Raw genomic sequence first — 24,425 nt, 5'->3', positions numbered from 1 at the left:
TTGTCTTTCGATTACACCCCGGAAATCCGGTACACCCGTTCCTCCAGCCGAGTAACGCCGGCCTGCACGAACTTCCAGCTGTCACCGAGTACATCCTGCTCTTCCAGCCTCTCGACCCGCCAGACACTGCCCAGCAAACGCTGCACTTCGGCATCGTCTACGGAAAATGGCGGCCCAGGCATCTGCGACTGATCGTAATCCAGCGTCACCAAGAGCCCTCGGCACGTCGGCAGAATGCTCTGCAGGTGCGCCGCATAACGTTCGCGCATCGACGGCGGCAAGGCAATCACTGCCGCCCGGTCATACAGCGCAGTGCAACCCGCCACGTCAGCCGCCGTCAGCGAGAAGAAATCCCCGCACCACAACTCGATCGCGCCAGAGCGATAGACCTTGAAACCGCCCTGCTCGCTCACCTGCGGCTGCAATTGCTGCTCAAGGAAGAAGTCGTCCACGGCCTTCTCCGACAGCTCGACGCCGAGTACTTGATGACCACGGCCGGCGAGCCACAGCAGATCCAGACTTTTACCGCACAACGGCACCAACACACGCGCTTGCGCCGGGATCGCCAGATCGGGCCAATGCCGCTGCAAATACGGGTTCACCTCAGGCTGGTGAAAGCCGATCTGGTTCGATTCCCACTTCTTGTGCCAAGACTCCGGCTGCATGCATCCTCCTAAGAATTCGATCAAAAGGCGCTAAAACTTATATTGGAATTAGATCAATGAACTGACTGAAGATGAGTCATCTTAACGCTCAGGAACCCTTCCATGTTTCCCAGCTTGTTTATCTCTCACGGCTCGCCCATGCTGGCGCTGGAGCCCGGTGCCAGTGGCCCGGCTCTGGCGCAACTGGCAGCCGAACTGCCACGCCCGAAAGCCATCGTCATCGTTTCTGCCCACTGGGAAAGCCATGAGCTACTGGTCAGCAGCCATGCGCAACCGGAAACTTGGCACGACTTCGGCGGTTTCCCTCGCGCGCTGTTTGAAGTTCAGTACCCGGCACCGGGCAATCCGCAACTGGCCCGCGAGGTTGCCGACCTGTTGACCGCCAACAACCTGCCGGCGAGCCTCGATCCACAACGACCGTTCGATCACGGCGTTTGGGTGCCGTTGTCGCTGATGTACCCGCTGGCCGATATTCCGGTGGTTCAGGTGTCCCTGCCCAGCCGTGGCGGCCCGGCGTTGCAGACCCGCGTGGGCCAGGCACTGGCCGGCCTGCGCGATCAGGGCATTCTGTTGATCGGCTCCGGCAGCATCACCCATAACCTGCGTGAACTGGACTGGCACGCCGGCCCGGAAAGCGTCGAGCCGTGGGCCCGGGATTTCCGCGACTGGATTGTCGACAAGCTCGCCGCCAACGACGAAGCCGCCCTGCACGATTACCGTCAGCAGGCACCGAACGCCGTGCGCAGCCATCCAAGTGACGAGCACCTGTTGCCGCTGTACTTCGCCCGCGGCGCTGGCGGCGCTGGCGGCGACTTCAGCATTGCCCATCAAGGTTTCACCATGGGCGCGCTGGGCATGGACATCTACCGTTTCGGTTGATGCCCAAATCGAAGGCAAAAAAAATCCCCGAACCAGTCGGAGATTTTTTATGTTCGATCAATCAGCCCAGGGGCGGATCAATCTTCGCGGTAGCGACGCAGTTTCAGCTGCTTGCCGGCAACGCGAGTGTCCTTCAGCTTGGTCAGGAGTTTGTCCAGACCATCTTCCGGGAGCTCGACGAGGCTGAAGCTGTCACGCACCTGGATGCGACCGATGGCTTCACGTGCCAGACCACCTTCGTTGAGGATGGCGCCCAGCAGGTTTTTCGCGGCGATACCGTCACGCGCGCCCAGCGCGGTACGGCAACGGGCACGGCCTTCGCCCAGCGGCATCGGCGCACGACGCTCACGATCACCACGGTCCGGACGATCACCGGAACGCTCAGGACGGTCGCCACGTGGCGCGCTGTTCGGCACCAGTGGACGTTCCTTCTCGATCGCTGCCAGGTTCAGCGCCTGACCATTGGTGGCCTTGCGCAGCAGAGCGGCAGCCAGGGCACGCGGGGTGCAACCGATGTCGGCGGTCAGGCGATCCAGCAGATCACCGTGAGTCGATTCGGCGTCAGCCACCAGCGGCGACAGGCTGTTGGTCAGTTTCTTGATGCGGGCATCGAGAACAGCCTGGGCGTCCGGCAGACGCACTTCGGCAACTTTCTGACCGGTTACACGCTCGATTACCTGCAGCATGCGGCGCTCACGTGGCGTCACCAGCAACAGCGCGCGGCCTTCGCGACCGGCACGGCCGGTACGGCCGATACGGTGCACGTAGGATTCCGGATCGTACGGCATGTCCACGTTGAACACGTGGGTGATGCGCGGAACGTCCAGACCACGGGCGGCTACGTCGGTCGCTACAACGATGTCCAGACGGCCATCTTTCAGCGAGTCGATCACGCGCTCACGCTGGTTCTGGGCGATGTCGCCGTTCAACGCAGCGGCTTTGTAGCCTTTGGCGTCGAGGGCGCTGGCCAGATCCAGGGTCGCTTGCTTGGTGCGCACGAACATGATCAGAGCGTCGAAGTCTTCCACTTCCAGCAAGCTGAGAACGGCAGAAGTCTTCTGGTCAGCGTGAACCAACAGGTGAGCCTGTTCGATCGCGGTAACGGTCTGGGTTTTGCTCTGGATCTTCACGTGCTTTGGATCGCGCAGGTGACGCTCGGCGATGGCACGGATCGATTGCGGCAGGGTCGCCGAGAACAATACGGTCTGACGGGTTTCCGGCATGGCCTTGAAGATGACTTCGAGGTCGTCCATGAAGCCCAGTTTGAGCATTTCGTCTGCTTCGTCGAGAACCAGGTGGTTCACGGTCTGCAGTACTTTTTCGTCGCGACGCAGGTGGTCGCACAGACGGCCCGGAGTGGCGACAACGATCTGTGCGCCATTACGGATTGCTTTCAATTGTGGGCCCATCGGCGCGCCGCCGTAGACAGCCACAACAGTCACGCCCGGCATTTGCTTGGCGTAGGTTTCGAAAGCGGTTGCAACTTGCAGCGCCAACTCACGAGTTGGGGCCAGGATCAGAGCTTGCGGCTCGCGCTTGGACGGATCAATGCGGTGCAGGATAGGCAGGGCAAAGGCAGCGGTTTTACCGGTACCGGTTTGCGCCTGACCAATCATATCGTGACCGGCGAGGATGATCGGGATCGACTGCTGCTGAATGGCCGAAGGCTCTTCATAGCCGGTAGCGACTACTGCAGCGACAATATTGGGATGAAGTTCAAGAGCGGCGAAGCCGCCGATTTCCTGGGTCATGGGTCTGCCTCTAAGTGCATCCGCAAAGACCCATGCTCCAAAGCTGCACATGCCGTGTTGAGACTCAAGAGTCGCCCTGGCAGCTTTGTCGGCGGGGATTTGCGAAAACGAATGAATGAAAAAGAATCGTCAAGGAAGAGCCCGCAGTGCGGACGTGCAGCCGAAGCTGACTTCGGGGAATTGCGCTACCTAAACGCGGCCCGGTTAAAGGCCGGCGCGCACTATACCGGAATTTGCCCAAAAAGGGAGCTTTTTTTATCGGTGAAATGCAGTTGTCACCGCTGTGTAACGGGGTTTTGCGGATAATCGGGCAAAGGTCTATTTTTCAAAGACCCCGGCCCTGCGGGCGATGGCGCTTAAACGATTCACCGACGTGCGGCATCTGGTCGCTGCACCCTTTCTTCCCCTGCGAGGAAACACCCATGAATCAGCCCTGCCCCGGCCGCGTGAGCCGTGCGCGTCACGGTCACGTGCATTTGATCGGCCTGGACCGCGCCGCCAAGCGCAATGCCTTCGACCTCGACCTGCTCAACGATCTGGCTCTGGCCTACGGCGAATTCGAGGCCGACAGCGACGCCCGGGTGGCGGTGGTGTTCGGGCATGGTGAGCATTTCACCGCCGGGCTCGATCTGGTCAACGCCAGTTCTGCCCTCGCCCAAGGCTGGCAGGTGCCGCCCGGCGGTTGCGATCCATGGGGCGTGTTCGTCGGGCCACGGGTCAGCAAACCGGTGATCGTCGCGGCGCAGGGTTATTGCCTGACCATCGGCATCGAATTGATGCTCGCTGCTGACATCAACCTGTGCGCGAGCAACACTCGATTCGCGCAGATGGAAGTGCAGCGCGGGATCTTTCCGTTCGGCGGTGCGACGTTGCGCTTTCATCAGATAGCCGGCTGGGGCAACGCGATGCGCTGGCTGCTGACCGGTGACGAGTTCGATGCCCACGATGCCTTGCGCCTGGGTCTGGTGCAGGAAGTCATGGCCAGTGAAGATTTGTTGCCGCGCGCCATCGAGTTGGCCGAACGGATCGCCCGACAGGCGCCGCTTGGCGTGCAGGCGACGCTGATGTCAGCGCGCCAGGCGCGCTATGAAGGCGAGACCGCAGCGGCGCAGGGATTGCCGCCGCTGGTGAAGAAGTTGCTGTCCACTGAGGACGCCAAGGAAGGTGTGCGTTCGCTGGTGGAGCGGCGACCCGGTATATTCAAAGGGATCTGAAATGGGTGGCGGTCATAGCGCCGCCTTCGCGGGCAAGCCCGCTCCCACAGGTTTCGCGCCGTACACAGAACCTATGAACGACTCGATCAGTGTGGGAGCGGGCTTGCCCGCGAAGAGGCCGGTACATTCAGCGAATCATGTCGCCGGGCGAATCGCCTTGATCAACGACGCCAGCGAATAACCCAGCTTCGGCGCCAGCGCTTCAGCCCGGGCAGTCAGCGCCTGCATGTCCAGCACCTGATCGAGATCCGCCGGCACGATCAGAATCACGTTGCCCTCCTTCACCGGCAGTTCCCAGTAATGCCGGTGATAGAGCCCGCGCAGCAGCGCCGCGCCCAAGGGTTTGCCGTCATCGGTGGCCCACTGGTTGATCACCAGCCAGCCGCCAGGATTCAGACGTTTCTGACAGTCCCCCAGGAAATTCCACGCAAGGTGCCCGGCACCGGGGCCGACATCGGTGTACAGGTCAACGAAGATCAGATCCGCAGGTTCAGCGGTCGGCAACAGCTCAAGGGCATCGCCGACACGGATGTATAGCCGTGGATCGTCATCCAGCCCGAGGTATTCGATGGCCAGACGCGGTACGTCCGGGCGCAGCTCGATGGCTTCGACATCTTCCAGCGGCAGGAACTTGAGGCAGGCCTGGGTCAGCGTTCCCGCGCCCAGCCCGAGAAACAGCGCACTCTCCGGTTGCTCATGGCACAACGCGCCGATCAGCATCGCCCGGGTGTAGTCGTACTCCAGCCAGCTCGGGTCAGCGGTAAACACGCAGCTTTGCTCGATCGCATCGCCGAACTCCAGAAAGCGGTAGTCGGCCACTTCCAGCACGCGAATCACGCCGAACTCATCCTGTACCTCGGCGAGCAACAGCTCGACGCGCTCCTCAGTCATTTCGTCTCCTGGTGGTCACCGGGCGCGGTGACGCGATGGCACCGCTGTGGCGCCGTGGCAAAGCGGCGATTGTCGGCGAAGCGGCGGGAGCAGGTCACGCACTAATTGCTGCTAACATGGCCGTCCGTGCGTAGAACCTTAGAGACCGTGATGAGCCAACCCTGGAGCCCTGACAGCTGGCGCGCCCTGCCGATCCAGCAACAACCCCAATACCCTGACGCCGCGCATCTGCGCCAGGTCGAGCAGACGCTGGCCAGCTATCCGCCGCTGGTGTTTGCCGGCGAAGCGCGCGAGCTGCGTCGTCAGTTTGCCGAAGTCACCCAGGGCCGGGCGTTCCTGCTGCAGGGCGGCGACTGCGCGGAAAGCTTCGCAGAATTCTCCGCCGCGAAGATCCGCGACACCTTCAAAGTGTTGCTGCAGATGGCGATCGTCATGACCTTCGCCGCCGGTTGCCCGGTGGTCAAAGTCGGGCGCATGGCCGGCCAGTTCGCCAAGCCGCGTTCGGCAAACGACGAGACCATCGACGACGTGACCCTGCCGGCCTACCGGGGCGATATCGTCAACGGCATCGGTTTCGACTCGGCCAGCCGCGTACCGGATCCGGAGCGTCTGCTGCAGTCCTATCACCAGTCCACCGCCACCCTCAACCTGCTGCGCGCCTTCGCTCAGGGCGGCTTTGCCGACCTGCATCAGGTGCACAAGTGGAACCTCGATTTCATCGCCAACTCGGCGTTGGCCGAGAAATACAGCCACCTCGCCGACCGTATCGATGAAACCCTGGCGTTCATGCGTGCCTGCGGCATGGACAGCTCGCCGCAACTGCGCGAAACCAGTTTCTTCACTGCCCACGAAGCGCTGCTGTTGAACTACGAAGAAGCCTTCGTGCGCCGCGACAGCCTGACCAACGATTACTACGATTGCTCGGCGCACATGCTGTGGATCGGCGACCGCACCCGTCAGCTCGACGGCGCCCACGTCGAATTCCTGCGCGGGGTGAACAACCCTATCGGCGTCAAAGTCGGCCCGAGCATGAACCCCGACGACCTGATCCGCCTGATTGACGTGCTCAACCCGGACAACGATCCGGGCCGCCTCAACCTGATCGCCCGGATGGGCGCGAACAAGGTCGGCGATCACCTGCCGGCGCTGATCCGTGCGGTGCAGCGCGAAGGCAAGCAGGTGCTGTGGAGTTCCGACCCGATGCACGGCAACACCATCAAGGCCAGCAGCGGCTACAAGACCCGCGACTTCGCGCAGATCCTTGGCGAGGTGAAGCAGTTCTTCCAGGTTCATGAAGCGGAAGGCAGCTACGCCGGCGGCATCCACATCGAGATGACCGGGCAAAACGTCACCGAGTGCATCGGTGGCGCGCGGCCGATCACTGAAGATGGCTTGTCGGATCGTTATCACACCCACTGCGACCCACGGATGAATGCCGATCAGTCGCTGGAACTGGCGTTCTTGATCGCCGAGACGCTGAAGCAGGTTCGCCGCTAAGTTCGGACACCTTCATTGTTTGATCAGGCCTCATCGCGGGCAAGCCCGGCTCCCACAGGATCGATGTCGTACATTTAGTTTGTGAACGACTCGGTCACTGTGGGAGCTGGCTTGCCAGCGATGAGGCCGGTTCAGTCGCAGCCAATCTGAACCATAGCCATCCGGAGCCGACCCGCGCTTTCCCGCTGACAATTGAGCTGCACCTGCTCAAGCCCCAACCAGTCCGCCATGCGCCGCAAGTTCAGCGCCAGTGCCAGCATCCCCGCGTCATCCAGTCCGGTTTCTTCCTCGTGTACCGCATGCACTGCCAATCGCCCCGCCGCCCGTTCGGCGCGCAGGTCAACTCGCGCAGCAATCCGTTCGTTGTGCAGGAACGGCAGCACGTAATAGCCGTAAACGCGTTTATCCTGCGGCGTATAAATCTCCAGCCGATAGCGGAAGTCGAACAGCCGCTCGGTCCGGCTGCGCTCCCAGATCAGTGAGTCGAACGGCGACAGCAATGCACCGGCCTCGATCTTGCGCGGGATTTTCGGCTCGGGCAGGCAATAAGCGATCTGGCGCCAACCGGCGACTTCGCAGGTCAGCAGTTGCCCGTCCTCGACCAGTTCGGCCAGACGCGGGCGGGCATCAGAGGGGTTCAGTCGGAAGTAATCACGCAGGTCTTTTTCTGTGCCGACACCCAGCGCCTGCGCTGCATGCAACAGCAAACCGCGCTGCGCCTCGGCCTCGTCGAGCAATGGCCGTTGCAGCACGGAAGCCGGGATCACCCGCTCCGGCAAGTCATACAATCGCTCGAAGCCACGGCGCCCGGCCACGGTGACCTCGCCAGCGGCGAACAACCATTCCAGCGCGTGCTTTTCCGCGCTCCAGTCCCACCACGGCCCGGCCTTTTCCTCGCGGGTCGAAAGGCTGCCGGCGCCCAGTGCGCCCTGCTCCTCCACCGACGCCAGCACCCGGCGAATGGTCTCCTGTTGCTCGCGGCCGAATCGCGCCAGTTGCTGATAGATGTCCTCACCGCGCCTGGCCCGCTGCATGCGCCAGCCCATCAACGGGTACATCGACAGCGGCAGCAACGACGCTTCATGGCCCCAGTATTCGAACAGCGAACGACGTCGCCCCGAACTCCAGGCAGCCTGGTCGAGCAAGTCAGCAGAATAGGAACCGAGACGGGAGAACAGCGGCAGGTAGTGCGAGCGCACCACGGCGTTGACGGAGTCGATCTGCAACAGGCCGAGGCGTTCGATCAGCCGGTTGAGGTGCATGGCTTTGACAGCCGGCGGCTGGCGCCCATGAAACCCTTGGGCAACCAGTGCCAGACGTCGAGCCTGTTTAAGGGAAAAGGACAATGTCGCGGGCATGTGTACCTCCATGTCTGCTCGCAACCTACCTCACTACAAAGGGGTTTGTGTAGCGATGGCCTCATCATTTATGCATCGGATCGTCCCAGAACGGCCGCACCGACTCATGTTCGACATCGGCACGACTGACCCCGATGTCCTTCAACGCTTCGTCGCTCAGACTGGCAAGCAACTCGCGTTCGCGGTGAAGTTCGTACCAGCGGGTAAATTTGTGCAGCAGATCGGATACCACGTGGATCGAATGCCCGGCTTCGGTTACATACTCTTTCTGACCTTTCATCGTGTTGCCCTCCTTTAGGGATGGCTCAAGTCTCGCGCTGGCGCTACGATCAATCCAACGAATGTTTCTGATGGCATGCATCACGGAGATTCATCAATTGTCGGCGTACCCCAGTATCGATACCGATGTCCTTCGCACCTTTGTCGCGATTGCCGATCAGGGCGGTTTCACCCGCGCTGGCGAAATGGTCAACCGCACCCAGTCGGCGGTGAGCATGCAGATGAAGCGTCTGGAAGAGGACGTGTTGCAGCGCCAGTTGTTCGAACGCGACGGGCGTCAGGTGCGCCTCACCGCCGAAGGGCAGGTGTTGCTCGGCTACGCGCGGCGCATCCTGAAGTTGCATAGCGAGGTGTTCAACACCCTGCGCGAGCCGCACATGGTCGGCACGGTGCGGATCGGCACGCCAGACGATTACGTGATGCGGTTTCTACCGGGGATCCTGTCACGCTTCGCCCAGTTCTATCCGCTGATCCAGATCGAAGTGCATTGCGAGTCGACCAAACAGTTGCTGCAACGCACGGACCTGGATTTGTCGATCGTCACCCGCGAGCCGGGCAACGAGATTGGCCAACTGCTGCGCAAGGAGCGTTTCGTCTGGGCCGAGGCGCAGAATTTCAGCGCCCACGAACAGACGCCGTTGCCGCTGGCGATGTTCAACAGTGATTGCTTCTGTCGCCTGTGGGCCTGCAATGCGCTGGACGCCATGGGCCGTGAATACCGGATTGCCTACAACAGCACCAGCCTGTCGGCGTTGATGGCGGTGGTGAGCGCGGGTCTGGCGATCACCGCGCAACTGGAAAGCCTGATCACCCCGGACCTGCGCATTCTCGGGGCCGCCGAAGATCTGCCGCTGTTGCCCGAGGCCAGCATCATGCTGATCCGCAACCTCAACAATCCGTCGCCGATCACCGAATGCCTGGCCGAGCACATCGTCGAAGGCTTCAAACTTTAAAGGCGAGCATCACCGCGCACAGCACCAGGAACCCGCAGAACAGCCCGCGCAGGAGTTTTTCCGGCATCGCGTGGGCTACTTTCACGCCCCAGCTGATGCTCGCAAGACCGCCGATAGCCAGCGGCAGACCGATCATCCAGTCCACTTCGTGGTGCACCGCGTAAGTCACCAGCGTGACACCGGTGCTCGGCAATGCCAGCGCCAGCGACAGGCCTTGAGCAACCACCTGAGTCGTGCCGAACAGGCTGGTCAGCACCGGCGTCGCCACCACCGCCCCGCCGACACCGAACAAACCGCCCATGGTGCCCGACGCTGCACCGAGCACGCCCAGCCACGGCCATGAATAACGCATCTCGGAAGTCGCCGACGGGCGCGCGCCAAACATGCGCACCAGGTTATAGGCCGACAACGCCACGAGGAATGCGACAAAGCCGATGCGCATGGTTTGCGCATCGATGCCCACGGCCCAGATCGAGCCGATCCACGCAAAGCAGAATCCCATCACCGCCAGCGGCAACGCATGCCGGAGTTCGATGCGATTGCGCTGGTGATAACGCCACAGCGCCAGCATCACGTTCGGCACCACCATCACCAGCGCCGTGCCTTGGGCGATCTGCTGATCGAGCCCGAACCACACGCCCAGCAGCGGAATGGCGATCAAGCCGCCACCGATGCCGAATATCCCACCCAGAGTGCCAAGGGCGGCGCCAAACAACAGGTACAGCAAAAACTCGATCACAGCAGAATTCCTCATACGTCAGGCGATCCATCCTACGCAGTCGGCACTGGCACGGAAACGCACAGCAACGCACAATGGCTGTGCCAAATCCGCATAGGCACTGAACTGATTCATGAATCCCAATCAATTGACCGAACAACTCGGGCTGTTTCTCGACGTGCTGGAGAGCGGCAGTTTTTCTGCAGCTTCGCGTCGACACCCGCTGACGCCATCCGCCGTTGCCCGGCGCATCGACAGTCTGGAAAGCGCTGTCGGCAGCCAGTTATTCATCCGCAGTACTCACGCGGTGCGCGCCACGCCGGCGGGTCTGGCGTTTGCCGAACGGGCGCGGCGTATCGTCGCGGAGTTGCAACTGGCCCGGGCCGAAGCGGTTTCCCTGAGCAGCGCGCCGGAAGGTCTGATTCGGGTGGATGCGCCGGCAGCATTCGGGCGTCGGCATCTGGCGCCGGTGATTGCTGATTTTCTGGTGCTGTATCCGGGGCTGGATGTGCAACTGCATCTGATCGACAGCTTTGTCGATATGGACGGCTCGAACCTGGGCAAGGTCGATCTCGTGTTGCGCGCAGGGCAAATGGCTGACACCCGGTTGGTCGCCACACCGTTGGCGAGCATGGTGCGCATCGCCTGCGCCAGCCCCGACTATCTCAAGCGCCGGGGCGTGCCGAGCGAGCCCGCGCAATTGAGCGAGCATGACGGCCTCGATTGGGACGGCCTCGCCCCGCCCTTCGCCTGGCGGTTCGAACAGAACGGGCAGATGCAATTGCACCGTCCGGCGCGGGTGCGCATGAGCGCCAACAATGCAGAGGCGTTGGTTTGCGGTGCACTCGCAGGACTCGGGATCGCGCATTTGCCGACCTGGCTGGCCAGCGAATACCTTCTGCGTGGCGAGTTGCTGCCGCTGTTCTGTGAAAACGGTCTGCCAAAACCGGAAAGCACCGGCATCTATGCTTTGCGACTGGAGCAACAGGCCAGCTCCCGCAGCCGCTTGCTGCTGGAATACCTCAAGACCCGGTTCAGCCCCGTGCCGCCGTGGGATCTGGCCCTGCAACGAGAGTTGGGCCGGCACTGACCGATTCGCCACCGGGCACAATTGTCTGGCGCATTAAAGATTCGAGCGCTAGATTCATCTGCATCACCGTTCAAGGCACCGACATGACCACCGACCGCGACACCACCGATCACTGCGAAGACCTGCTGCTCGACAATCAGGCCTGCTTCGCCCTGCATTCCACTTCGCTGATGATGACCAAGGTCTACAAGCCGCTGTTGCAAGCGCTTGGCCTGACGTATCCGCAATACCTGGCGATGATGGTGCTGTGGGAGAAGGATGGTTTGACCGTCGGAGAAATCAGCACGCGCCTGCTGACCGATCCTGGCTCGCTGACCCCGCTGCTCAAGCGGCTGGAAGGTGAAGGCTTGCTCAGCCGAACCCGCAGCCGTGAGGATGAGCGCGTGGTGATCGTTGAACTGACTGCCCAGGGACGCGCCTTGAAAGACAAGGCCCGAACCGTTCCGCAATGCATCCTGGGGGCCAGTGGCTTTACGCTGGAGCGCCTGCAAAATCTGCAAGCCGAGTTGCAGGCCTTGCGTGGTCATTTGCAGGACAGCCTCGCTTAAGACTCCCCCCTTTCCTGTGGGCGCAGCCTTGCGCCTGCAGGCAAATCGCACCGTCCCCGCTTATCCCCGAAATTTTTTTCTCTCGTTTTACGTTAAAAAAACCTTCTATATCAAAAGCTTGAGATCACGAATCCGCCCGATCCAAGTGCAGATTTCAGCTTTCTTCAAAAATTTGTCTTGCGCGCTAAATATTTGCGCAGTACATTTACTTCGCACCTAGTTAGCGCGCAAATAATTAGCGCAACAAACCACACTTGATGAGGCTCACACCATGCAAACTCTCTATACCGCAATCGCAACCTCCACTGGCGGCCGTGACGGTCGTGCGATATCCAGCGACAACATCCTCGACGTCAAACTGGCCACCCCGAAAGAACTCGGCGGTGCCGGCGGCGCGGCTACCAACCCTGAGCAACTGTTTGCCGCCGGCTACTCGGCCTGCTTCATCGGCGCGCTGAAATTCGTTGCCAGCCAGACCAAACGCAAAATCCCGGACGACGCGTCGATCACTGCTCACGTCGGCATCGGTCAGATTCCTGGCGGTTTCGGTCTGGACATCGACCTGCACATCAGTCTGCCGGGCCTGGAACAGGCTGATGCACAAAGCCTGGTCGACGCTGCCCACCAGGTCTGCCCGTACTCCAACGCCACTCGCGGCAATGTCGATGTGCGTCTGCACGTCACCGTGTAATCACTGACACTCAGGCCCGTACAGGAAATGAACATGAACACTTTCAGCAAAGTCTTGACCGGTACCCTTCTCGCCCTGTCCATCCACAGCGCATTCGCCGGGGAGGTTGAACACAACACCCAGGCGTTCCTCGATGTGTTGAATGCCGGCACCGGCAAACCGATGGAACAGCTGACACCCAAGGATGCCCGCGCCGTGCTGACGGGCGCGCAGTCCGGGGTCAAACTGACGCTGCCCAAAGCGGACGTCAGTGAGAAGACCATCCAGGTCGATGGCCAACCGTTGAGCCTGACCATCGTCCGGCCTGCCGGGGTCAAGGGCGAGCTGCCGGTGTTCATGTTCTTCCACGGCGGCGGCTGGGTGCTGGGGGATTTCCCGACCCACGAACGTCTGGTGCGGGATCTGGTGGTCGGATCGGGCGCGGCGGCGGTGTTCGTCAACTACACCCCTTCGCCGGAAGCGCATTACCCGGTGGCGATCAACCAGGCTTACGCCGCGACCAAATGGGTGGCCGAACACGGCAAAGAGATCAACGTCGACGGCAAGCGTCTGGCGGTGGCGGGCAACAGCGTCGGCGGCAATATGGCGGCGGTCGTCGCCTTGATGGCCAAAGACAAAGGCACCCCGGCGATCAAGTTCCAGGTGCTGCTGTGGCCAGTGACCGATGCCAATTTCGACACCGGTTCGTATAACCAGTACGCCGAGGGGCACTTCCTCACCCGCAACATGATGAAGTGGTTCTGGGACAACTACACCACCGACGCCAACCAGCGGAACGAGATCTACGCCTCGCCGTTGCGGGCCACGACCGCGCAATTGAAAGGTCTGCCGCCTGCACTGGTGCAGACCGCCGGGGCCGACGTGCTGCGTGACGAAGGTGAAGCCTACGCCCGCAAACTCGACGAAGCCGGTGTGCCGGTGACCTCGGTGCGCTACAACGGCATGATCCACGACTACGGTTTGCTCAACGTGGTCAGCCAGGTACCGGCGGTGCGCTCGGCGATGTTGCAGGCCTCGGAAGAACTGAAACAGCACCTGAAGCAGTAATTTTCATCAGGCACAAAAAAGCCCGACTCAATGGTCGGGCTTTTTCTTTCCGCAAAAAGCAGTGCTTATTTGGCACGGCCTTTGTAGGAACCGCCTTCGCGGGTATCGATCTCGATCATGTCGCCGATTTCGATGAAGTCAGCAACCGACAGCTCGGTACCGTTCTTCAGTTTGGCAGGCTTCATCACCTTGCCGGAAGTGTCGCCGCGAGCGGAACCTTCGGTGTAGTCAACCTGACGCACGATGGTGGTCGGCAGCTCTACGGAAACCAGACGCTCTTCGAAGAACACGGCTTCGCAAACGTCGGTCATGCCTTCTTCCACGAATGGCAGAACGCTTTCGATGTCTTCAGCGTTCAGCTCGTACATGGTGTAGTCAGTGGTGTCCATGAACGTGTAGGTGTCACCGCTGATGAAGGACAGGGTCGCTTCTTTGCGATCCAGGATCACGTCGTCCAGCTTGTCGTCCGCACCGTAAACGGTTTCGGTCTTGTAACCGGTCAGCAGGTTCTTCAGCTTGGTCTTCATGATCGCGCTGTTACGGCCCGACTTGGTGAATTCAGCTTTCTGAACCAGCCAAGGATCGTTGTCGATACGGATCACTGTACCGGGTTTGAGTTCTTTACCAGTTTTCATTGCGAATATCCGAATTTGGATGGGATTTACAAAAATCTAGGCCGCGTATCATATCCAATTTCGGTAAAACTGTACCAGCGCCGTCGCAAGATCCGCCTGCAAGGCCTGTTCCAGACACCACGTCCGGGCGTTTTCCTGCAGTTGCGGCCAGTGTTTACGGGCTTCAAGCCATTGTTCTCCAATAGGTTGCCCGGCGCTCCAAGCGCGCCAAAGACCGTTCATCGCTTCGGCTGCCGCTGGCGAAAGACCTTTTGTGTACAGCGCCAGAAAGGCATCGAGCTTGTCCAGATGGATATCTTCGTCCTGCTGATAGATGTGCCACAGCATCGGACGCCCCGCCCATTGTGCGCGGACGAAGGAGTCTTCACCGCGCACAGCGTTGAAATCGCAGCACCAGAGCAATTGATCGTATTGATCCTGGTGGACGAACGGCAGCACCTGCACAGTCAGCGACTGGCGTACATGCAATGCTCCGACCGCCAGCGACTCGACCCCGAGCCAACGGGCGACATCGCCGAGAATCCGCCCTTCCGGCACCAGCAGATGAGTGGGTGTCGAGTCCGCCGCCAGCACATCCAGCCAGCTGGCGAGTCCGGCATTCTCGTAGGCAAACAGCGAAATCAACTGCGCACCGGGCGCAGGAACGATCCCCAGACCGTGCAGGAATTGTCGCTGCGCCTCGGGATCCTGCTGAAACTGCTGACGCCGCTCCAGCAAACCGCTTTCACGCAACAAGCCGCCGGTGCCCGGCAGGAACCCCGGAAAGAAAAAGTACTTCTGCACCGACTTGTACTTCACCGAAGGCAAACCATGGCAACCGACCACCCAGTCTTCAGCGCTGAGGTAGTCGAGGTTCATCCACAACGGCGGTTTCTCCCGAGCGGCCATGGCGTCCATGTAGACGCTCGGCAACTGGCAGGCAAACGCGGCGATTACCACGTCGGCCGCTTCCGCCTCCTTCCATTCGGCCGGCCAGTGCCGGACTTCGACGCCCTGCTGCCATTGCTGATCGAGGCCGATGTCGATTTCGGGGCAGATACGCTCGAATGCCCGCAGATCATCGACCCACAACCGCACCGCCAGGCCGTGCTCGCTCACCAGTTGCCGGGCCAGGCGCCATGTCACGCCGATGTCGCCGTAGTTATCGACGACCGTGCAGAAAATGTCCCAGCGGGTGTTCAGTTCCGGCATTCAAGGCTCCCGTTGGCAAAAGCGCCGATTGTCCGCATAAATGTCTCCGTGCAGAAGAGCCGACGGCAATTAATCTTCGTGCGACAATCGCGACTTGCCCGCATTCATCCGCCAGGAGGCAGCCATGCCCTATCGTCCCAACCCGCGTCGCCCCTTGCCTGTTCAGCTTAGCGCGCTGCAATTGACCGGCAGCATTGCCCTGGGTCTATGGCTGGGTTTCCTGGCCATTGCGCTGACGTGCTGGCTCGCTTCACGCTTTTTCTTCAATGAACAATTGGCGCCGGTTGCTCAGGCCGTGCAGCAACTGGCCAACCCGCCCGCCGTCCGAGTGGTACCGGACATTCCGCCGCAGAGCCCGTTGTTCGAGCAGTACGAAGAAAACCTGCGCAAAAACGAGCAACAGGCGCGCCTGGACCAGGCCCGTGGCAGCACGCGCAATCTGTCGAACCCCAAATGCCAGTTCTGGCTGCAACAGGATCAGACGGCCCCGAGCGAAAAAAGCCGCGCCAACGTCCTGCAATTCTGCGATTGATCATGAATAAACAGACGGTTCACCAACTGATTCTCGACAAGCTGCGCGTCGACCTCGACATCGCCGAACGCGCGGCGCAAACCGCCTACGAAACCGCGACCCACGAAGAGAACATCGCCGAAAACAAGTACGACACCCTGGGTCTTGAGGCGTCGTATCTGGCAGCGGGCCAGGCGAAACGGGTCGAGGAAATTCGTCAGTCACTGGCGCTGTGCCAGAACCTGACGCTGCGCGCGTATGACGATCAGCGAGGGATTGAAGTCGGCGCCCTGCTGGGTCTGGAAGACGAAAAGGGTCGCGAGCAATGGCTGTTTCTGGCGCCGGATGCGGCAGGCCTGAAAGTCGACGTGGTGGGTCAGCCAATTACCGTCATCACCCCGCGCTCGCCGCTGGGCAAAAGCCTGCTGGGCAAGTTCGAGGGTGACGAGGTGGAGATTCTGGTGGCGGGCACCCGGCAACAGTTTGCTGTCACCGAGGTGCTGTAGACAGGGGCTTAGTGAACCGGTAGTTCGACGCCTTCGAACAGCTCTTCCAGCTCCTGCTTGTTGTGGCACTGAATGGCCTTGGCCATGACTTCGCGGGTCAGGTGCGGCGCGAACTTCTCGATGAAGTCGCACATGAAGCCGCGCAGGAAGGTCCCGCGACGGAAACCGATCTTGGTCACGCTGGACTCGAACAGTTCGCTGGCATCGAGCACCACCAGATCGTTATCCAGTTTGGTGTCGACCGCCATTTTCGCCACGATGCCAACACCCAGGCCCAGACGCACGTAGGTTTTGATCACGTCGGCGTCGGCAGCGGTGAACACCACTTTCGGCGTCAGGCCGCGATGGCTGAAGGCTTCGTCGAGTTTCGAGCGACCAGTGAAACCGAAGACGTAAGTCACGATCGGGTATTCGGCCAGGGCTTCGAGGGTGAGCTTCGGCAGCTTGGTCAGCGGGTGGCCCTGAGGCACGACCACGCAACGGTTCCAGCGGTAGCACGGCATCATTACCAGATCGCCGAACAGCTCCAGCGCTTCGGTGGCGATGGCGAAATCGACGGTACCGTCAGCGGCCATTTCGGCGATCTGCATCGGCGAACCCTGGTGCATGTGCAGCGCCACGTCCGGGTATTGCTTGATGAAATTGCTGATCACCGGCGGCAGTGCATAACGCGCCTGGGTGTGGGTGGTGGCGATCGACAGGGTGCCCTTCTTCTCGTTGGAGAATTCCTGGGCGATCTGCTTGATGCTTTCGACCTTGCGTAGAATTTCACCGGCGGTGGTGATGATGCGCTCGCCGGCCGGAGTGACGCGGGTCAGGTGCTTGCCGCTGCGGGCGAACACTTCGACGCCCAGTTCGTCTTCCAGCAGACGGATCTGTTTACTGATGCCCGGTTGCGAGGTGTAGAGGCTTTGGGCTGTAGCGGAAACGTTGAGGTCGTGGTGCGCCACTTCCCAGATGTAGCGCAATTGTTGAAGCTTCATATGAATCCCTCAAAGCAGGTAGACGCCACGAGCATCAGCGACGGTATATAACTATATTAATGGTTTGAAGAATAAATCTAGAACTTTTTTATCAAAGTGCCATTATTCCCGCTTCAGCGATCCTCCCGACGCCGACGCTCCACCAGCGGCACCAGATAAACCGGCACCTTGGACAATTGCAGCAGCCGTGCCGCCGTTCGCCCCAACGGTGTTTCCGCCCCGACCCCGTGGCTGTGACTTCCTACGATCAGCAAATCGACAGAGAGTTTCTGCACCTGATCGAGAATCACCTGTGACGGATCGCCCTGCAGCACCCGCACCGCGCGTATCCGCTGCAGATCCTGCTCGCCCTCGTCCCCCAGCTCTTCACGAAAACTGTCGAGCACCCGTTGCTCGATATTGGCGATGACTGTTTTCAGACCCTGACTGTGAAATTCGTTCAATGCCTGTTCGTCGAGATAGCTCTGCAACACCGATTCGGCAAACAGCCCCATGGGTTCCACCGCATGCACCACATACAGATCGGCATTGAACGTTCGCGCCATCGCCAGGGCATGCTGCATCACTAACGGTGCGTACAGACCGAGGTCAGTGGCATACAGCATCGAACGAATCATATGACCTCCTCGCGTGCCAACATGGCGGAGATTTGATTCAGCTTAGCAGTGCCTTGGCGAGTACGACGTGCGACGCAACGTCTTGAACCACGTGGGCTTTAGACCGCCGGTTCGTTGCTGATGCCGTGGGGCACGTGACCGGTCGCCACGACTTCCCGGGCCAGCTCGCAGTGACCGGCCTGATCGTCGAAAAACACGTCGGCGGCGAAGGCTTCGAGGAACGCCGATTTGGTCAGGCCACCGAGAAACAGCGATTCGTCAAGCCGGATATCCCACTCGCGCAAAGTGCGGATCACCCGCTCATGGGCCGGGGCCGAACGCGCAGTGACCAAGGCGGTGCGAATCGGGCATTCCTCATCGGAGAACTCTCGCTGCAACAGATTGAGCGCCGCGAGAAAGCCCTTGAACGGCCCGCCGCGCAACGGTTCGCGAGCGGATTCACGCTCCTTGGCCTGGAAGGCTTCGAGCCCACCGGATTGATAGACCCGCTCCGATTCGTCGGAAAACAGCACGGCGTCACCGTCGAAGGCGATGCGCAATTCATCGCTGGCCGCACGACTGGCACCGCCGGACAGAATGGTCGCCGCCGCGAAACCGGCATCCAGGGCAGCACGCACGTCTTCGGCGTGGGTGGAGAGAAACAGGTCGCAACCAAAAGCCTTCAGATACGGATAAGGACTGCGCCCGCCGACGAACGCCGCACGGGAAATCGCCAGGCCGTAATGACCAATGGAGTTGAAAACGCGCAGGCCGGTGTCGGCACTGTTGCGCGACACCAGAATCACCTCGACCCGGGCGCGGCCGAGGCGACTGTTCAGGTTCAGCAGTTTTTCCACCAGCGGAAAGGCATCGCCCGGCGCGAGGATTTCGTCTTCGTGATCGATCTGATATTGCCGGTAGGCTTCCACGCCACTCGACTCATACACCTTGTGGCTTTCGCTCAGGTCGAACAGGGCACGGGACGAGATCGCCAGCACCAGCTTGTCATCGATGTTCTTGGCCATGCCTTTCCCCCAGTGCGACCGGTTTAAACGTTACGCCGGTCGATAAAGCTCAATGTGCGATACAACGATTCGATTCGCGGCAACTCGCAGCCTGCCGCTTTTGCAGCCGCCAAAGGACGAGCGTAGATCGCCTCCAGCTCCAGCGGTCGCTTGTGCAAAAAGTCGTGGTACATGCTCGGCCAATAGTCGGGCATTTTCTCGGTTATCATGAACAGGTATTCGGCGTAACCGGGCGGCATGTCGTGACCGCAGGCCTTGGCGCCCTGCACCACTTCAGCCATCAGTGCCTGAATCAATGCGCGACTGTCGGTGTCCGCCATCAACGGCGTGGTGCTGGCACCGAGCAACACCGAAAGCCCGTTGTAGGGAATGTTCCACACCAGCTTCTGCCAGCGCGCCTGATGCAGGTTCGGCATCGCCTGGGAGTCGAGACCGGCGGCGCGGAACAGGCCGGCGCCCTCCTCGACGATTGCCATGCGCGCCGCGTCATCCGGCGCCGGGCCGCTGTGATAACCGACATTCACCGCCCCCAGCGCCTGGTGCGTGATCTGCCCCGGCCCTTCGCGGTGGACGCAGATCAGGCACAAACCGCCCAGCAAGTGCAGGGAGTCGGGCAGCAACGCCCGCAAACTGTCTTCAACGTCGAGGCCGTTTTGCAGCACCAGCACTTTCGCGTCGGGTTTGGCCGCCTGAATGATCGACGGCGCCAGCCCGGCATTGCTGGTGGTCTTGGCGCCGACCAGCAGCCAGTCGCAGGGCGGCATGTCTTCTGCCGACGAATAAGCCTGCACCGGGTTCAGCGTCAATGCGCCATGCACGGCACTGTCCACCTGCAAGCCGCGCTCGGCGACTGCGGAAAATTCACTGCGCAACAGAAAGTGCACATCGAACCCGGCCCGGGCCAGCATCACCCCGTAGAACCCTCCGATGGCGCCGGTGCCGATAATCCCCACCACCGGTTTGTTCACTGCTCCCATCACGGCAACTCCTCTGCAATTCGACCCAGCGCCTGCGCCACGGCTGCGTTCAGCTCATCGACGTTCAGGCGCGAGTGCACTGCCCCAAAGAACTCGCCGTCGCGCACCACAAACAGCGCCGGCAAATGAAAGACCTGATAACGCTCGACCAGCCCGCCGTTGTCACCGGCATCGATCCAGCACACGCGATCGACCGCAAGATCGAGCCCCGGCAACACTTCGCGGGCATAGCGGCAACTGGCACAGCCGACGCTGGTGAAGATCACCAGAGAAACGCCGTTCATCGCCAGCAGCCGTTGGTCGGCGTCAAAATCGGTCAGCTGCGATTCGACCACTATACTGGGGGAAACAATGTCAAATGGCCGACACAGGGAGTCTGTGCTCATGGGACGGTTTATTCCTCATCCGGATGATGTGCCCGTTGAATTGACCTTGCTCACACCGGAGTGTATTTCGCGTCAACGGCTGCACACTATCAGCCTCGGCGGCATCGCTTGCAATTACCACCGTGCCTGGCGCCATGGCACCGCATTGCAGGTGCGCATGCCGACCCTCAACGCCGACATCTGTTATCCGGGCTACGTGGCCTGGTGCCTGCGACGCAAAAAAGGCTATCTGGTGGGCATCGCGTTCACCGACGAACAGACGCTGTTCAGCGCGCGAATGGGTGAGCAGGTGTGTCAGATCGAGCGCTATTGCCGACTCAACGACGCCCACGACGATCTCCAGGATATTCAGGCCCTGGCCCTGCAATGGGTCGAACAACACGCCGACGAGTTCTCCCACGACTCCGTTCGCAAAGCTTTTGCGCAGCCAGTGCTGGACTGAACAGTTACTTGCCCATTGTCTAGCAGGCGCCGAACGCGATAAGGTTCCGCTCCCCGACGCGCTTAAATCTGCTGTGCTCCGTCCGCCGCGCGGGGATCGCTGGCGGCCGGCACCCGTGACCTGACGAGTAAACGATGGCTGATTTACCGATCAACGACCTGAACGTCGCCTCCAACGAGACCCTGATCACTCCCGATCAGCTCAAGCGTGATATCCCTCTGAGCGACGCTGCCCTGCGCACCGTCACCAAGGGGCGCGAAGTCATCCGCAACATTCTCGATGGCACCGACCATCGTCTGTTCGTGGTGATCGGCCCCTGCTCGATCCACGATATCAAGGCTGCCCACGAATACGCCGATCGCCTGAAAGTGCTGGCGGCAGAAGTCTCGGACACCCTGTATCTGGTCATGCGCGTGTATTTCGAAAAGCCACGGACCACCGTCGGCTGGAAAGGTCTGATCAACGACCCGTACCTGGATGACTCGTTCAAGATCCAGGACGGTCTGCACATCGGTCGCCAGTTGCTGCTGGACCTGGCCGAAAAAGGCCTGCCGACCGCGACCGAAGCCCTCGACCCGATCTCCCCGCAGTACCTGCAGGACCTGATCAGCTGGTCGGCCATTGGCGCACGGACCACCGAATCCCAGACCCACCGCGAGATGGCTTCCGGCCTGTCCTCGGCGGTCGGCTTCAAGAACGGCACCGACGGCGGCCTGACCGTGGCGATCAACGCCTTGCAGTCGGTCTCCAGCCCGCACCGTTTCCTGGGCATCAACCAGGAAGGTGGCGTGTCGATCGTCACCACCAAGGGCAACGCCTACGGTCACGTGGTGCTGCGCGGTGGCAACGGCAAGCCGAACTACGATTCGGTCAGCGTCGCCCTGTGCGAGCAGGCGCTGAACAAGGCGAAGATCAAGCCGAACATCATGGTCGATTGCAGCCACGCCAACTCCAACAAGGATCCGGCCCTGCAACCGCTGGTGATGGAGAACGTTGCCAACCAGATCCTCGAAGGCAACCAGTCGATCATCGGCCTGATGGTCGAAAGTCACCTGAACTGGGGCTGCCAGGCCATCCCGAAAGACCTCGCCGACCTGCAATACGGCGTGTCGATCACCGATGCCTGCATCGACTGGTCCGCTACCGAAAACACCTTGCGCAGCATGCACGCCAAGCTCAAGGATGTATTGCCGAAACGTCAGCGCGGCTGACAGCCGTTTCGCAGGCATAAAAAACGCCGGGCATTGCCCGGCGTTTTTGTGTGTGCGGTAAGGTCAGTCAGATCTTGGCGGTGCGCCGCTGATGACGCTCCATGTAACGCTCCACGTAGGAGCACGAAGGAATGACCGTGTAGCCCATTTCATCGGCGTACTGTAGCGCCCGCTCGGTCAGGGCTGCCGCGATGCCTCGGCCACGCAAGGCGTTGGGCACGAAGGTGCGGTAGATATCCAGGGTCTGTTTCCCCAGATCCATATAGGTCAGGTAGGCACGATGACCGTCCACATTGGTCTCGAACTGATGACCAGCCTGGTCATGGTGGATGGACAACGCCTCGCTCATCACTACTCCTCGCGGGTCTCGAATTCTGACCCCTACCTTACCGATGTTTTCCCGGCGAAGGAACAACTACGCCACCCCGTGCCTGATGGACACCGAGAAGAACTGCACCGATCTCGCGCAACCCGAGCACGTATCAAATAGTAGGCACCATTGGCGAAAATGCTCAAGGTACGCTCGTCATCATGCGGATTGACGGGGCAGTTCCGGTGGAGTCAGGGCCGGTTCGGGAGACGATCTTCCCGAGCCGAAAGGCTGAACATCGCCGGATGTTGAGACTTAAGACGAGTCCCCTGTTTTAAAGTCACCTCAACATGGACAAAGATATGCGAGGCGCTGCGCAAAATCGGAACAAAAGTGTGGACGAATCCATATAGACAGACTTTAGCCAAGCCCCGAAAAACAGCGCCCGACAACGGGAACTTTTTCTCATTAACTCGCTCATCTCGGGCCTTACAGCTGAATATTTTTTATACAAACCAGTTAAAAGTTGCTCGAAAAAGAATCAACGCCTACAATTTTTTTTGCTTCTTGCCTCACGTCAGTTTACTTACTACAAGTAATGGGTAGTATGTACGCCGGCTATTTCCTCAATCGGAGGAGACAGCCACTTAATTGAAAGTCCTTGAAGGGGAACACGATGAACAACGTTCTGAAATTCTCTGCTCTGGCTCTGGCCGCAGTTCTGGCTACCGGTTGCAGCAGCGCATCGAAAGAAACCGAAGCACGTCTGACCGCTACTGAAGACGCAGCTGCTCGCTCCCAGGCTCGTGCAGACGAAGCTTACCGTAAAGCTGATGAAGCTCTGGCTGCTGCTCAAAAAGCACAACAGACTGCTGACGAAGCTAACGAGCGTGCTCTGCGCATGCTGGAAAAAGCTAGCCGCAAGTAATAGTCCTTCGGGATTGTTATCAAGCCGACCCGTTTTTCGGGTCGGCTTTTTTTGTGCCTGCGGTTTTTCCCAGGCAATAAAAAGCCCGCCGACGCACAAGCATCGGCGGGCTTTTTATTCCAGCTTACTGCTGAAGGTCTACTGGCGTGCTGGAGACCATCGGTGCCGCCGTACCCGGCGTGCCGATTTCGGTTGGCAGGCCATCTTCGGCCGCCACCACATCACGCACCACATCCCAGTTCATGCGCAGGTTGTTAGTGATGTCTTCACGCTTGAGCATCGCGTTGATCACAGACGTGTGCTTGTCGACGACCGACGGATTACCCTTGTCGTCGATCGGCGTATGCGCTTCCAGGTAGATCTTGCCGCCACTGCGACCGAACTTGTACGCGTCGTTGAGAATCCGTACCGAAGTGCCCACCGGTACCATGCTGGCCATTTCCAGCACGTTGTTATTGAACATGCGGAAGCAGCCGTGGCTGGTGCGCATGCCGATGCCGAACTTCTTGTTCGAACCGTGGATCAGGTAGCCCGGCGTGCCCAGAGTGAACTTGAACGGACCCAGCGGGTTGTCCGGGCCGGCCGGCACTACGTTCGGCAGTGGATCGCCATCGGCAGCGTGTTCGGCCTTGATCGAGGCTGGCGGTGTCCAGGTCGGATTCGGCGTCTTGGCGGTGATCGTGGTGTGGGCGATTGGCGAGCCCCAGCCTTCACGACCGATACCCAGCGGGAAGGTGTACACCACGTTCCGGCCTTTCGGGTAGTAGTAGAGACGGTATTCGGCCAGGTTGATCACGATCCCCTCGCGCGGTCCCGGCGGCAGGATGAAGCGGGTCGGCAGAACGATTTCGGTGCCGGCGCCCGGCAACCAGGCATCGACGCCCGGGTTGGCCGCGACCATTTCCGAATAGCCCAGATCGTAGGTGGTGCCCAGATCGGCAAAGGTGTCTTCGTACTTGGCCTTGATCACCTGCACCTGGCCGATGATGTCCTCACCGGGCGGTGGCAGGGGAAACTCCAGTGCGGCAACGGGGCCGGCCACACACAGGGCGGCAAGAGACAGGCAGCGGGTGACGGCAGGAAAACGCGGCAACATCCGGAGAATCCTTCGCAAGATCGACAAGGGTAATAAGAACGCGATTG

General features: G+C 60.5%; 28 protein-coding genes. 13 read left to right on the top strand and 15 right to left on the bottom strand.

From position 1 onward, the window contains the following. Window positions 1–11: 11 nt before the first annotated feature. Window positions 12–665, bottom strand: a complete 654-nt coding sequence (locus N8H71_RS08415; RefSeq protein ID WP_262193615.1) for a thiopurine S-methyltransferase — start codon at window positions 663–665, stop codon at window positions 12–14. Between the two features lie 102 nt (window positions 666–767). On the opposite strand from N8H71_RS08415, the gene N8H71_RS08410 reads away from it, so the two are divergent. After that, window positions 768–1,544, top strand: a complete 777-nt coding sequence (locus tag N8H71_RS08410; RefSeq protein ID WP_262193614.1) for a DODA-type extradiol aromatic ring-opening family dioxygenase — start codon at window positions 768–770, stop codon at window positions 1,542–1,544. 77 nt (window positions 1,545–1,621) lie between these two features. On the opposite strand, the gene N8H71_RS08405 is transcribed toward N8H71_RS08410, so the two are convergent. Continuing rightward, window positions 1,622–3,295: a DEAD/DEAH box helicase gene (locus tag N8H71_RS08405; protein WP_007955707.1), complete on the bottom strand. Its 1,674-nt coding sequence runs from the start codon at window positions 3,293–3,295 to the stop codon at window positions 1,622–1,624. A 422-nt stretch (window positions 3,296–3,717) separates the two neighbouring features. On the opposite strand from N8H71_RS08405, the gene N8H71_RS08400 reads away from it, so the two are divergent. Then, entirely contained in the window at window positions 3,718–4,509 is a 792-nt protein-coding gene (locus N8H71_RS08400) for a crotonase/enoyl-CoA hydratase family protein (RefSeq protein WP_262193613.1), read from the top strand. Window positions 4,510–4,644: 135 nt separating this feature from the next. On the opposite strand, the gene N8H71_RS08395 is transcribed toward N8H71_RS08400, so the two are convergent. After that, window positions 4,645–5,400 carry a spermidine synthase gene (locus N8H71_RS08395; RefSeq protein ID WP_262193612.1) on the bottom strand — a complete coding sequence of 252 codons (756 nt, stop codon included), beginning with the start codon at window positions 5,398–5,400 and terminating at the stop codon, window positions 4,645–4,647. A gap of 150 nt (window positions 5,401–5,550) precedes the next feature. Here N8H71_RS08395 and N8H71_RS08390 point away from each other — a divergent pair, with 150 nt between their 5' ends. Continuing rightward, on the top strand, window positions 5,551–6,897 hold the full coding sequence (locus N8H71_RS08390; protein WP_262193611.1) for a class II 3-deoxy-7-phosphoheptulonate synthase: 1,347 nt from the start codon (window positions 5,551–5,553) through the stop codon (window positions 6,895–6,897). A 131-nt stretch (window positions 6,898–7,028) separates the two neighbouring features. Here N8H71_RS08390 and N8H71_RS08385 read toward each other — a convergent pair whose 3' ends face one another. Further along, on the bottom strand, window positions 7,029–8,255 hold the full coding sequence (locus N8H71_RS08385) for a winged helix-turn-helix domain-containing protein (protein WP_262193610.1): 1,227 nt from the start codon (window positions 8,253–8,255) through the stop codon (window positions 7,029–7,031). Window positions 8,256–8,319: 64 nt separating this feature from the next. Beyond that, window positions 8,320–8,535, bottom strand: a complete 216-nt coding sequence (locus N8H71_RS08380) for a DUF1127 domain-containing protein (RefSeq protein WP_262193609.1) — start codon at window positions 8,533–8,535, stop codon at window positions 8,320–8,322. A gap of 97 nt (window positions 8,536–8,632) precedes the next feature. Between N8H71_RS08380 and N8H71_RS08375 the strand changes: the two genes are divergently transcribed. Continuing rightward, on the top strand, window positions 8,633–9,487 hold the full coding sequence (locus N8H71_RS08375; RefSeq protein ID WP_007955701.1) for a LysR substrate-binding domain-containing protein: 855 nt from the start codon (window positions 8,633–8,635) through the stop codon (window positions 9,485–9,487). On the opposite strand, the gene N8H71_RS08370 is transcribed toward N8H71_RS08375, so the two are convergent. After that, window positions 9,477–10,226 carry a sulfite exporter TauE/SafE family protein gene (locus tag N8H71_RS08370; protein WP_262193674.1) on the bottom strand — a complete coding sequence of 250 codons (750 nt, stop codon included), beginning with the start codon at window positions 10,224–10,226 and terminating at the stop codon, window positions 9,477–9,479. The two genes, N8H71_RS08375 and N8H71_RS08370, sit on opposite strands and share 11 nt — an antisense overlap. Before the next feature lie 112 nt (window positions 10,227–10,338). On the opposite strand from N8H71_RS08370, the gene N8H71_RS08365 reads away from it, so the two are divergent. The 4 genes from N8H71_RS08365 (at window position 10,339) to N8H71_RS08350 (ending at window position 13,581) form a co-directional block, all read left to right on the top strand. Then, a complete protein-coding gene (locus N8H71_RS08365; protein ID WP_039770458.1) occupies window positions 10,339–11,295 on the top strand; it encodes a LysR family transcriptional regulator in 957 nt (318 codons plus the stop codon). Window positions 11,296–11,378: 83 nt separating this feature from the next. Then, a complete protein-coding gene (locus N8H71_RS08360; RefSeq protein ID WP_047295464.1) occupies window positions 11,379–11,843 on the top strand; it encodes a MarR family winged helix-turn-helix transcriptional regulator in 465 nt (154 codons plus the stop codon). Window positions 11,844–12,114: 271 nt separating this feature from the next. Continuing rightward, window positions 12,115–12,534 carry an organic hydroperoxide resistance protein gene (locus N8H71_RS08355; RefSeq protein ID WP_034155242.1) on the top strand — a complete coding sequence of 140 codons (420 nt, stop codon included), beginning with the start codon at window positions 12,115–12,117 and terminating at the stop codon, window positions 12,532–12,534. 33 nt (window positions 12,535–12,567) lie between these two features. Beyond that, on the top strand, window positions 12,568–13,581 hold the full coding sequence (locus tag N8H71_RS08350) for an alpha/beta hydrolase (protein WP_221535299.1): 1,014 nt from the start codon (window positions 12,568–12,570) through the stop codon (window positions 13,579–13,581). Between the two features lie 65 nt (window positions 13,582–13,646). On the opposite strand, the gene N8H71_RS08345 is transcribed toward N8H71_RS08350, so the two are convergent. Both N8H71_RS08345 and earP read right to left on the bottom strand, forming a co-directional pair. After that, window positions 13,647–14,216: an elongation factor P gene (locus N8H71_RS08345; RefSeq protein WP_003226785.1), complete on the bottom strand. Its 570-nt coding sequence runs from the start codon at window positions 14,214–14,216 to the stop codon at window positions 13,647–13,649. 48 nt (window positions 14,217–14,264) lie between these two features. Beyond that, entirely contained in the window at window positions 14,265–15,407 is a 1,143-nt protein-coding gene (gene earP / locus N8H71_RS08340; RefSeq protein WP_262193608.1) for an elongation factor P maturation arginine rhamnosyltransferase EarP, read from the bottom strand. A 124-nt stretch (window positions 15,408–15,531) separates the two neighbouring features. Between earP and N8H71_RS08335 the strand changes: the two genes are divergently transcribed. Further along, the gene (locus N8H71_RS08335) at window positions 15,532–15,939 is read left to right on the top strand and encodes a hypothetical protein (RefSeq protein WP_007955686.1); all 408 of its coding nucleotides are present in this window, start codon (window positions 15,532–15,534) and stop codon (window positions 15,937–15,939) included. A 2-nt stretch (window positions 15,940–15,941) separates the two neighbouring features. Next, the gene (locus tag N8H71_RS08330; protein WP_221535297.1) at window positions 15,942–16,424 is read left to right on the top strand and encodes a GreA/GreB family elongation factor; all 483 of its coding nucleotides are present in this window, start codon (window positions 15,942–15,944) and stop codon (window positions 16,422–16,424) included. 8 nt (window positions 16,425–16,432) lie between these two features. Here N8H71_RS08330 and cysB read toward each other — a convergent pair whose 3' ends face one another. From cysB to N8H71_RS08305, 5 genes are all read right to left on the bottom strand, one after another. Next, a complete protein-coding gene (gene cysB / locus N8H71_RS08325; RefSeq protein ID WP_007955684.1) occupies window positions 16,433–17,407 on the bottom strand; it encodes an HTH-type transcriptional regulator CysB in 975 nt (324 codons plus the stop codon). Window positions 17,408–17,520: 113 nt separating this feature from the next. After that, a complete protein-coding gene (locus tag N8H71_RS08320) occupies window positions 17,521–18,024 on the bottom strand; it encodes a universal stress protein (protein WP_007955683.1) in 504 nt (167 codons plus the stop codon). A 98-nt stretch (window positions 18,025–18,122) separates the two neighbouring features. Then, window positions 18,123–19,028 (bottom strand): 5'-nucleotidase, encoded by a 906-nt coding sequence (locus tag N8H71_RS08315; RefSeq protein ID WP_007955682.1) that lies wholly within the window; start codon window positions 19,026–19,028, stop codon window positions 18,123–18,125. A gap of 23 nt (window positions 19,029–19,051) precedes the next feature. Further along, on the bottom strand, window positions 19,052–20,008 hold the full coding sequence (locus N8H71_RS08310) for a putative 2-dehydropantoate 2-reductase (protein ID WP_262193607.1): 957 nt from the start codon (window positions 20,006–20,008) through the stop codon (window positions 19,052–19,054). Beyond that, window positions 20,005–20,391: a thioredoxin family protein gene (locus tag N8H71_RS08305; protein WP_262193606.1), complete on the bottom strand. Its 387-nt coding sequence runs from the start codon at window positions 20,389–20,391 to the stop codon at window positions 20,005–20,007. Before N8H71_RS08305 ends, N8H71_RS08310 begins: the two co-directional genes overlap by 4 nt. Here N8H71_RS08305 and N8H71_RS08300 point away from each other — a divergent pair. Both N8H71_RS08300 and N8H71_RS08295 read left to right on the top strand, forming a co-directional pair. Continuing rightward, window positions 20,390–20,833, top strand: a complete 444-nt coding sequence (locus N8H71_RS08300) for a PilZ domain-containing protein (protein WP_262193605.1) — start codon at window positions 20,390–20,392, stop codon at window positions 20,831–20,833. The genes N8H71_RS08305 and N8H71_RS08300 overlap by 2 nt on opposite strands. A gap of 134 nt (window positions 20,834–20,967) precedes the next feature. After that, window positions 20,968–22,044, top strand: coding sequence for a 3-deoxy-7-phosphoheptulonate synthase (locus tag N8H71_RS08295; RefSeq protein WP_011335309.1), 1,077 nt, complete (start codon window positions 20,968–20,970; stop codon window positions 22,042–22,044). Window positions 22,045–22,111: 67 nt separating this feature from the next. Here N8H71_RS08295 and N8H71_RS08290 read toward each other — a convergent pair whose 3' ends face one another. Beyond that, a complete protein-coding gene (locus N8H71_RS08290) occupies window positions 22,112–22,393 on the bottom strand; it encodes a GNAT family N-acetyltransferase (protein ID WP_007955658.1) in 282 nt (93 codons plus the stop codon). A 637-nt stretch (window positions 22,394–23,030) separates the two neighbouring features. Between N8H71_RS08290 and oprI the strand changes: the two genes are divergently transcribed. Then, the gene (gene oprI, locus N8H71_RS08285; protein WP_003183784.1) at window positions 23,031–23,282 is read left to right on the top strand and encodes an outer membrane lipoprotei OprI; all 252 of its coding nucleotides are present in this window, start codon (window positions 23,031–23,033) and stop codon (window positions 23,280–23,282) included. Window positions 23,283–23,406: 124 nt separating this feature from the next. On the opposite strand, the gene N8H71_RS08280 is transcribed toward oprI, so the two are convergent. Next, window positions 23,407–24,378: a L,D-transpeptidase family protein gene (locus tag N8H71_RS08280; protein ID WP_085683438.1), complete on the bottom strand. Its 972-nt coding sequence runs from the start codon at window positions 24,376–24,378 to the stop codon at window positions 23,407–23,409. Window positions 24,379–24,425: the final 47 nt, after the last annotated feature.

Origin of the sequence: Pseudomonas koreensis (assembly GCF_025447595.1) — a bacterium.
GTDB classification, from domain to species: Bacteria; Pseudomonadota; Gammaproteobacteria; order Pseudomonadales; family Pseudomonadaceae; genus Aquipseudomonas; species Aquipseudomonas koreensis_H.
This window is presented reverse-complemented; position numbering and strand designations above follow the sequence as displayed.

Coding starts and splice junctions, on each gene's coding strand:
- N8H71_RS08350 (WP_221535299.1), top strand. CDS start 12,568: ATGAACACTTTCAGCAAAGTCTTGACCGGTACCCTTCTCGCCCTGTCC.
- N8H71_RS08355 (WP_034155242.1), top strand. CDS start 12,115: ATGCAAACTCTCTATACCGCAATCGCAACCTCCACTGGCGGCCGTGAC.
- N8H71_RS08360 (WP_047295464.1), top strand. CDS start 11,379: ATGACCACCGACCGCGACACCACCGATCACTGCGAAGACCTGCTGCTC.
- N8H71_RS08280 (WP_085683438.1), bottom strand. CDS start 24,378: ATGTTGCCGCGTTTTCCTGCCGTCACCCGCTGCCTGTCTCTTGCCGCC.
- N8H71_RS08365 (WP_039770458.1), top strand. CDS start 10,339: ATGAATCCCAATCAATTGACCGAACAACTCGGGCTGTTTCTCGACGTG.
- oprI (WP_003183784.1), top strand. CDS start 23,031: ATGAACAACGTTCTGAAATTCTCTGCTCTGGCTCTGGCCGCAGTTCTG.
- N8H71_RS08320 (WP_007955683.1), bottom strand. CDS start 18,024: ATGATTCGTTCGATGCTGTATGCCACTGACCTCGGTCTGTACGCACCG.
- N8H71_RS08335 (WP_007955686.1), top strand. CDS start 15,532: ATGCCCTATCGTCCCAACCCGCGTCGCCCCTTGCCTGTTCAGCTTAGC.
- N8H71_RS08345 (WP_003226785.1), bottom strand. CDS start 14,216: ATGAAAACTGGTAAAGAACTCAAACCCGGTACAGTGATCCGTATCGAC.
- N8H71_RS08395 (WP_262193612.1), bottom strand. CDS start 5,400: ATGACTGAGGAGCGCGTCGAGCTGTTGCTCGCCGAGGTACAGGATGAG.
- N8H71_RS08330 (WP_221535297.1), top strand. CDS start 15,942: ATGAATAAACAGACGGTTCACCAACTGATTCTCGACAAGCTGCGCGTC.
- cysB (WP_007955684.1), bottom strand. CDS start 17,407: ATGAAGCTTCAACAATTGCGCTACATCTGGGAAGTGGCGCACCACGAC.
- N8H71_RS08410 (WP_262193614.1), top strand. CDS start 768: ATGTTTCCCAGCTTGTTTATCTCTCACGGCTCGCCCATGCTGGCGCTG.
- N8H71_RS08390 (WP_262193611.1), top strand. CDS start 5,551: ATGAGCCAACCCTGGAGCCCTGACAGCTGGCGCGCCCTGCCGATCCAG.
- N8H71_RS08290 (WP_007955658.1), bottom strand. CDS start 22,393: ATGAGCGAGGCGTTGTCCATCCACCATGACCAGGCTGGTCATCAGTTC.
- N8H71_RS08295 (WP_011335309.1), top strand. CDS start 20,968: ATGGCTGATTTACCGATCAACGACCTGAACGTCGCCTCCAACGAGACC.
- N8H71_RS08300 (WP_262193605.1), top strand. CDS start 20,390: ATGGGACGGTTTATTCCTCATCCGGATGATGTGCCCGTTGAATTGACC.
- N8H71_RS08405 (WP_007955707.1), bottom strand. CDS start 3,295: ATGACCCAGGAAATCGGCGGCTTCGCCGCTCTTGAACTTCATCCCAAT.
- N8H71_RS08305 (WP_262193606.1), bottom strand. CDS start 20,391: ATGAGCACAGACTCCCTGTGTCGGCCATTTGACATTGTTTCCCCCAGT.
- N8H71_RS08315 (WP_007955682.1), bottom strand. CDS start 19,028: ATGGCCAAGAACATCGATGACAAGCTGGTGCTGGCGATCTCGTCCCGT.
- N8H71_RS08415 (WP_262193615.1), bottom strand. CDS start 665: ATGCAGCCGGAGTCTTGGCACAAGAAGTGGGAATCGAACCAGATCGGC.
- N8H71_RS08380 (WP_262193609.1), bottom strand. CDS start 8,535: ATGAAAGGTCAGAAAGAGTATGTAACCGAAGCCGGGCATTCGATCCAC.
- N8H71_RS08400 (WP_262193613.1), top strand. CDS start 3,718: ATGAATCAGCCCTGCCCCGGCCGCGTGAGCCGTGCGCGTCACGGTCAC.
- N8H71_RS08385 (WP_262193610.1), bottom strand. CDS start 8,255: ATGCCCGCGACATTGTCCTTTTCCCTTAAACAGGCTCGACGTCTGGCA.
- earP (WP_262193608.1), bottom strand. CDS start 15,407: ATGCCGGAACTGAACACCCGCTGGGACATTTTCTGCACGGTCGTCGAT.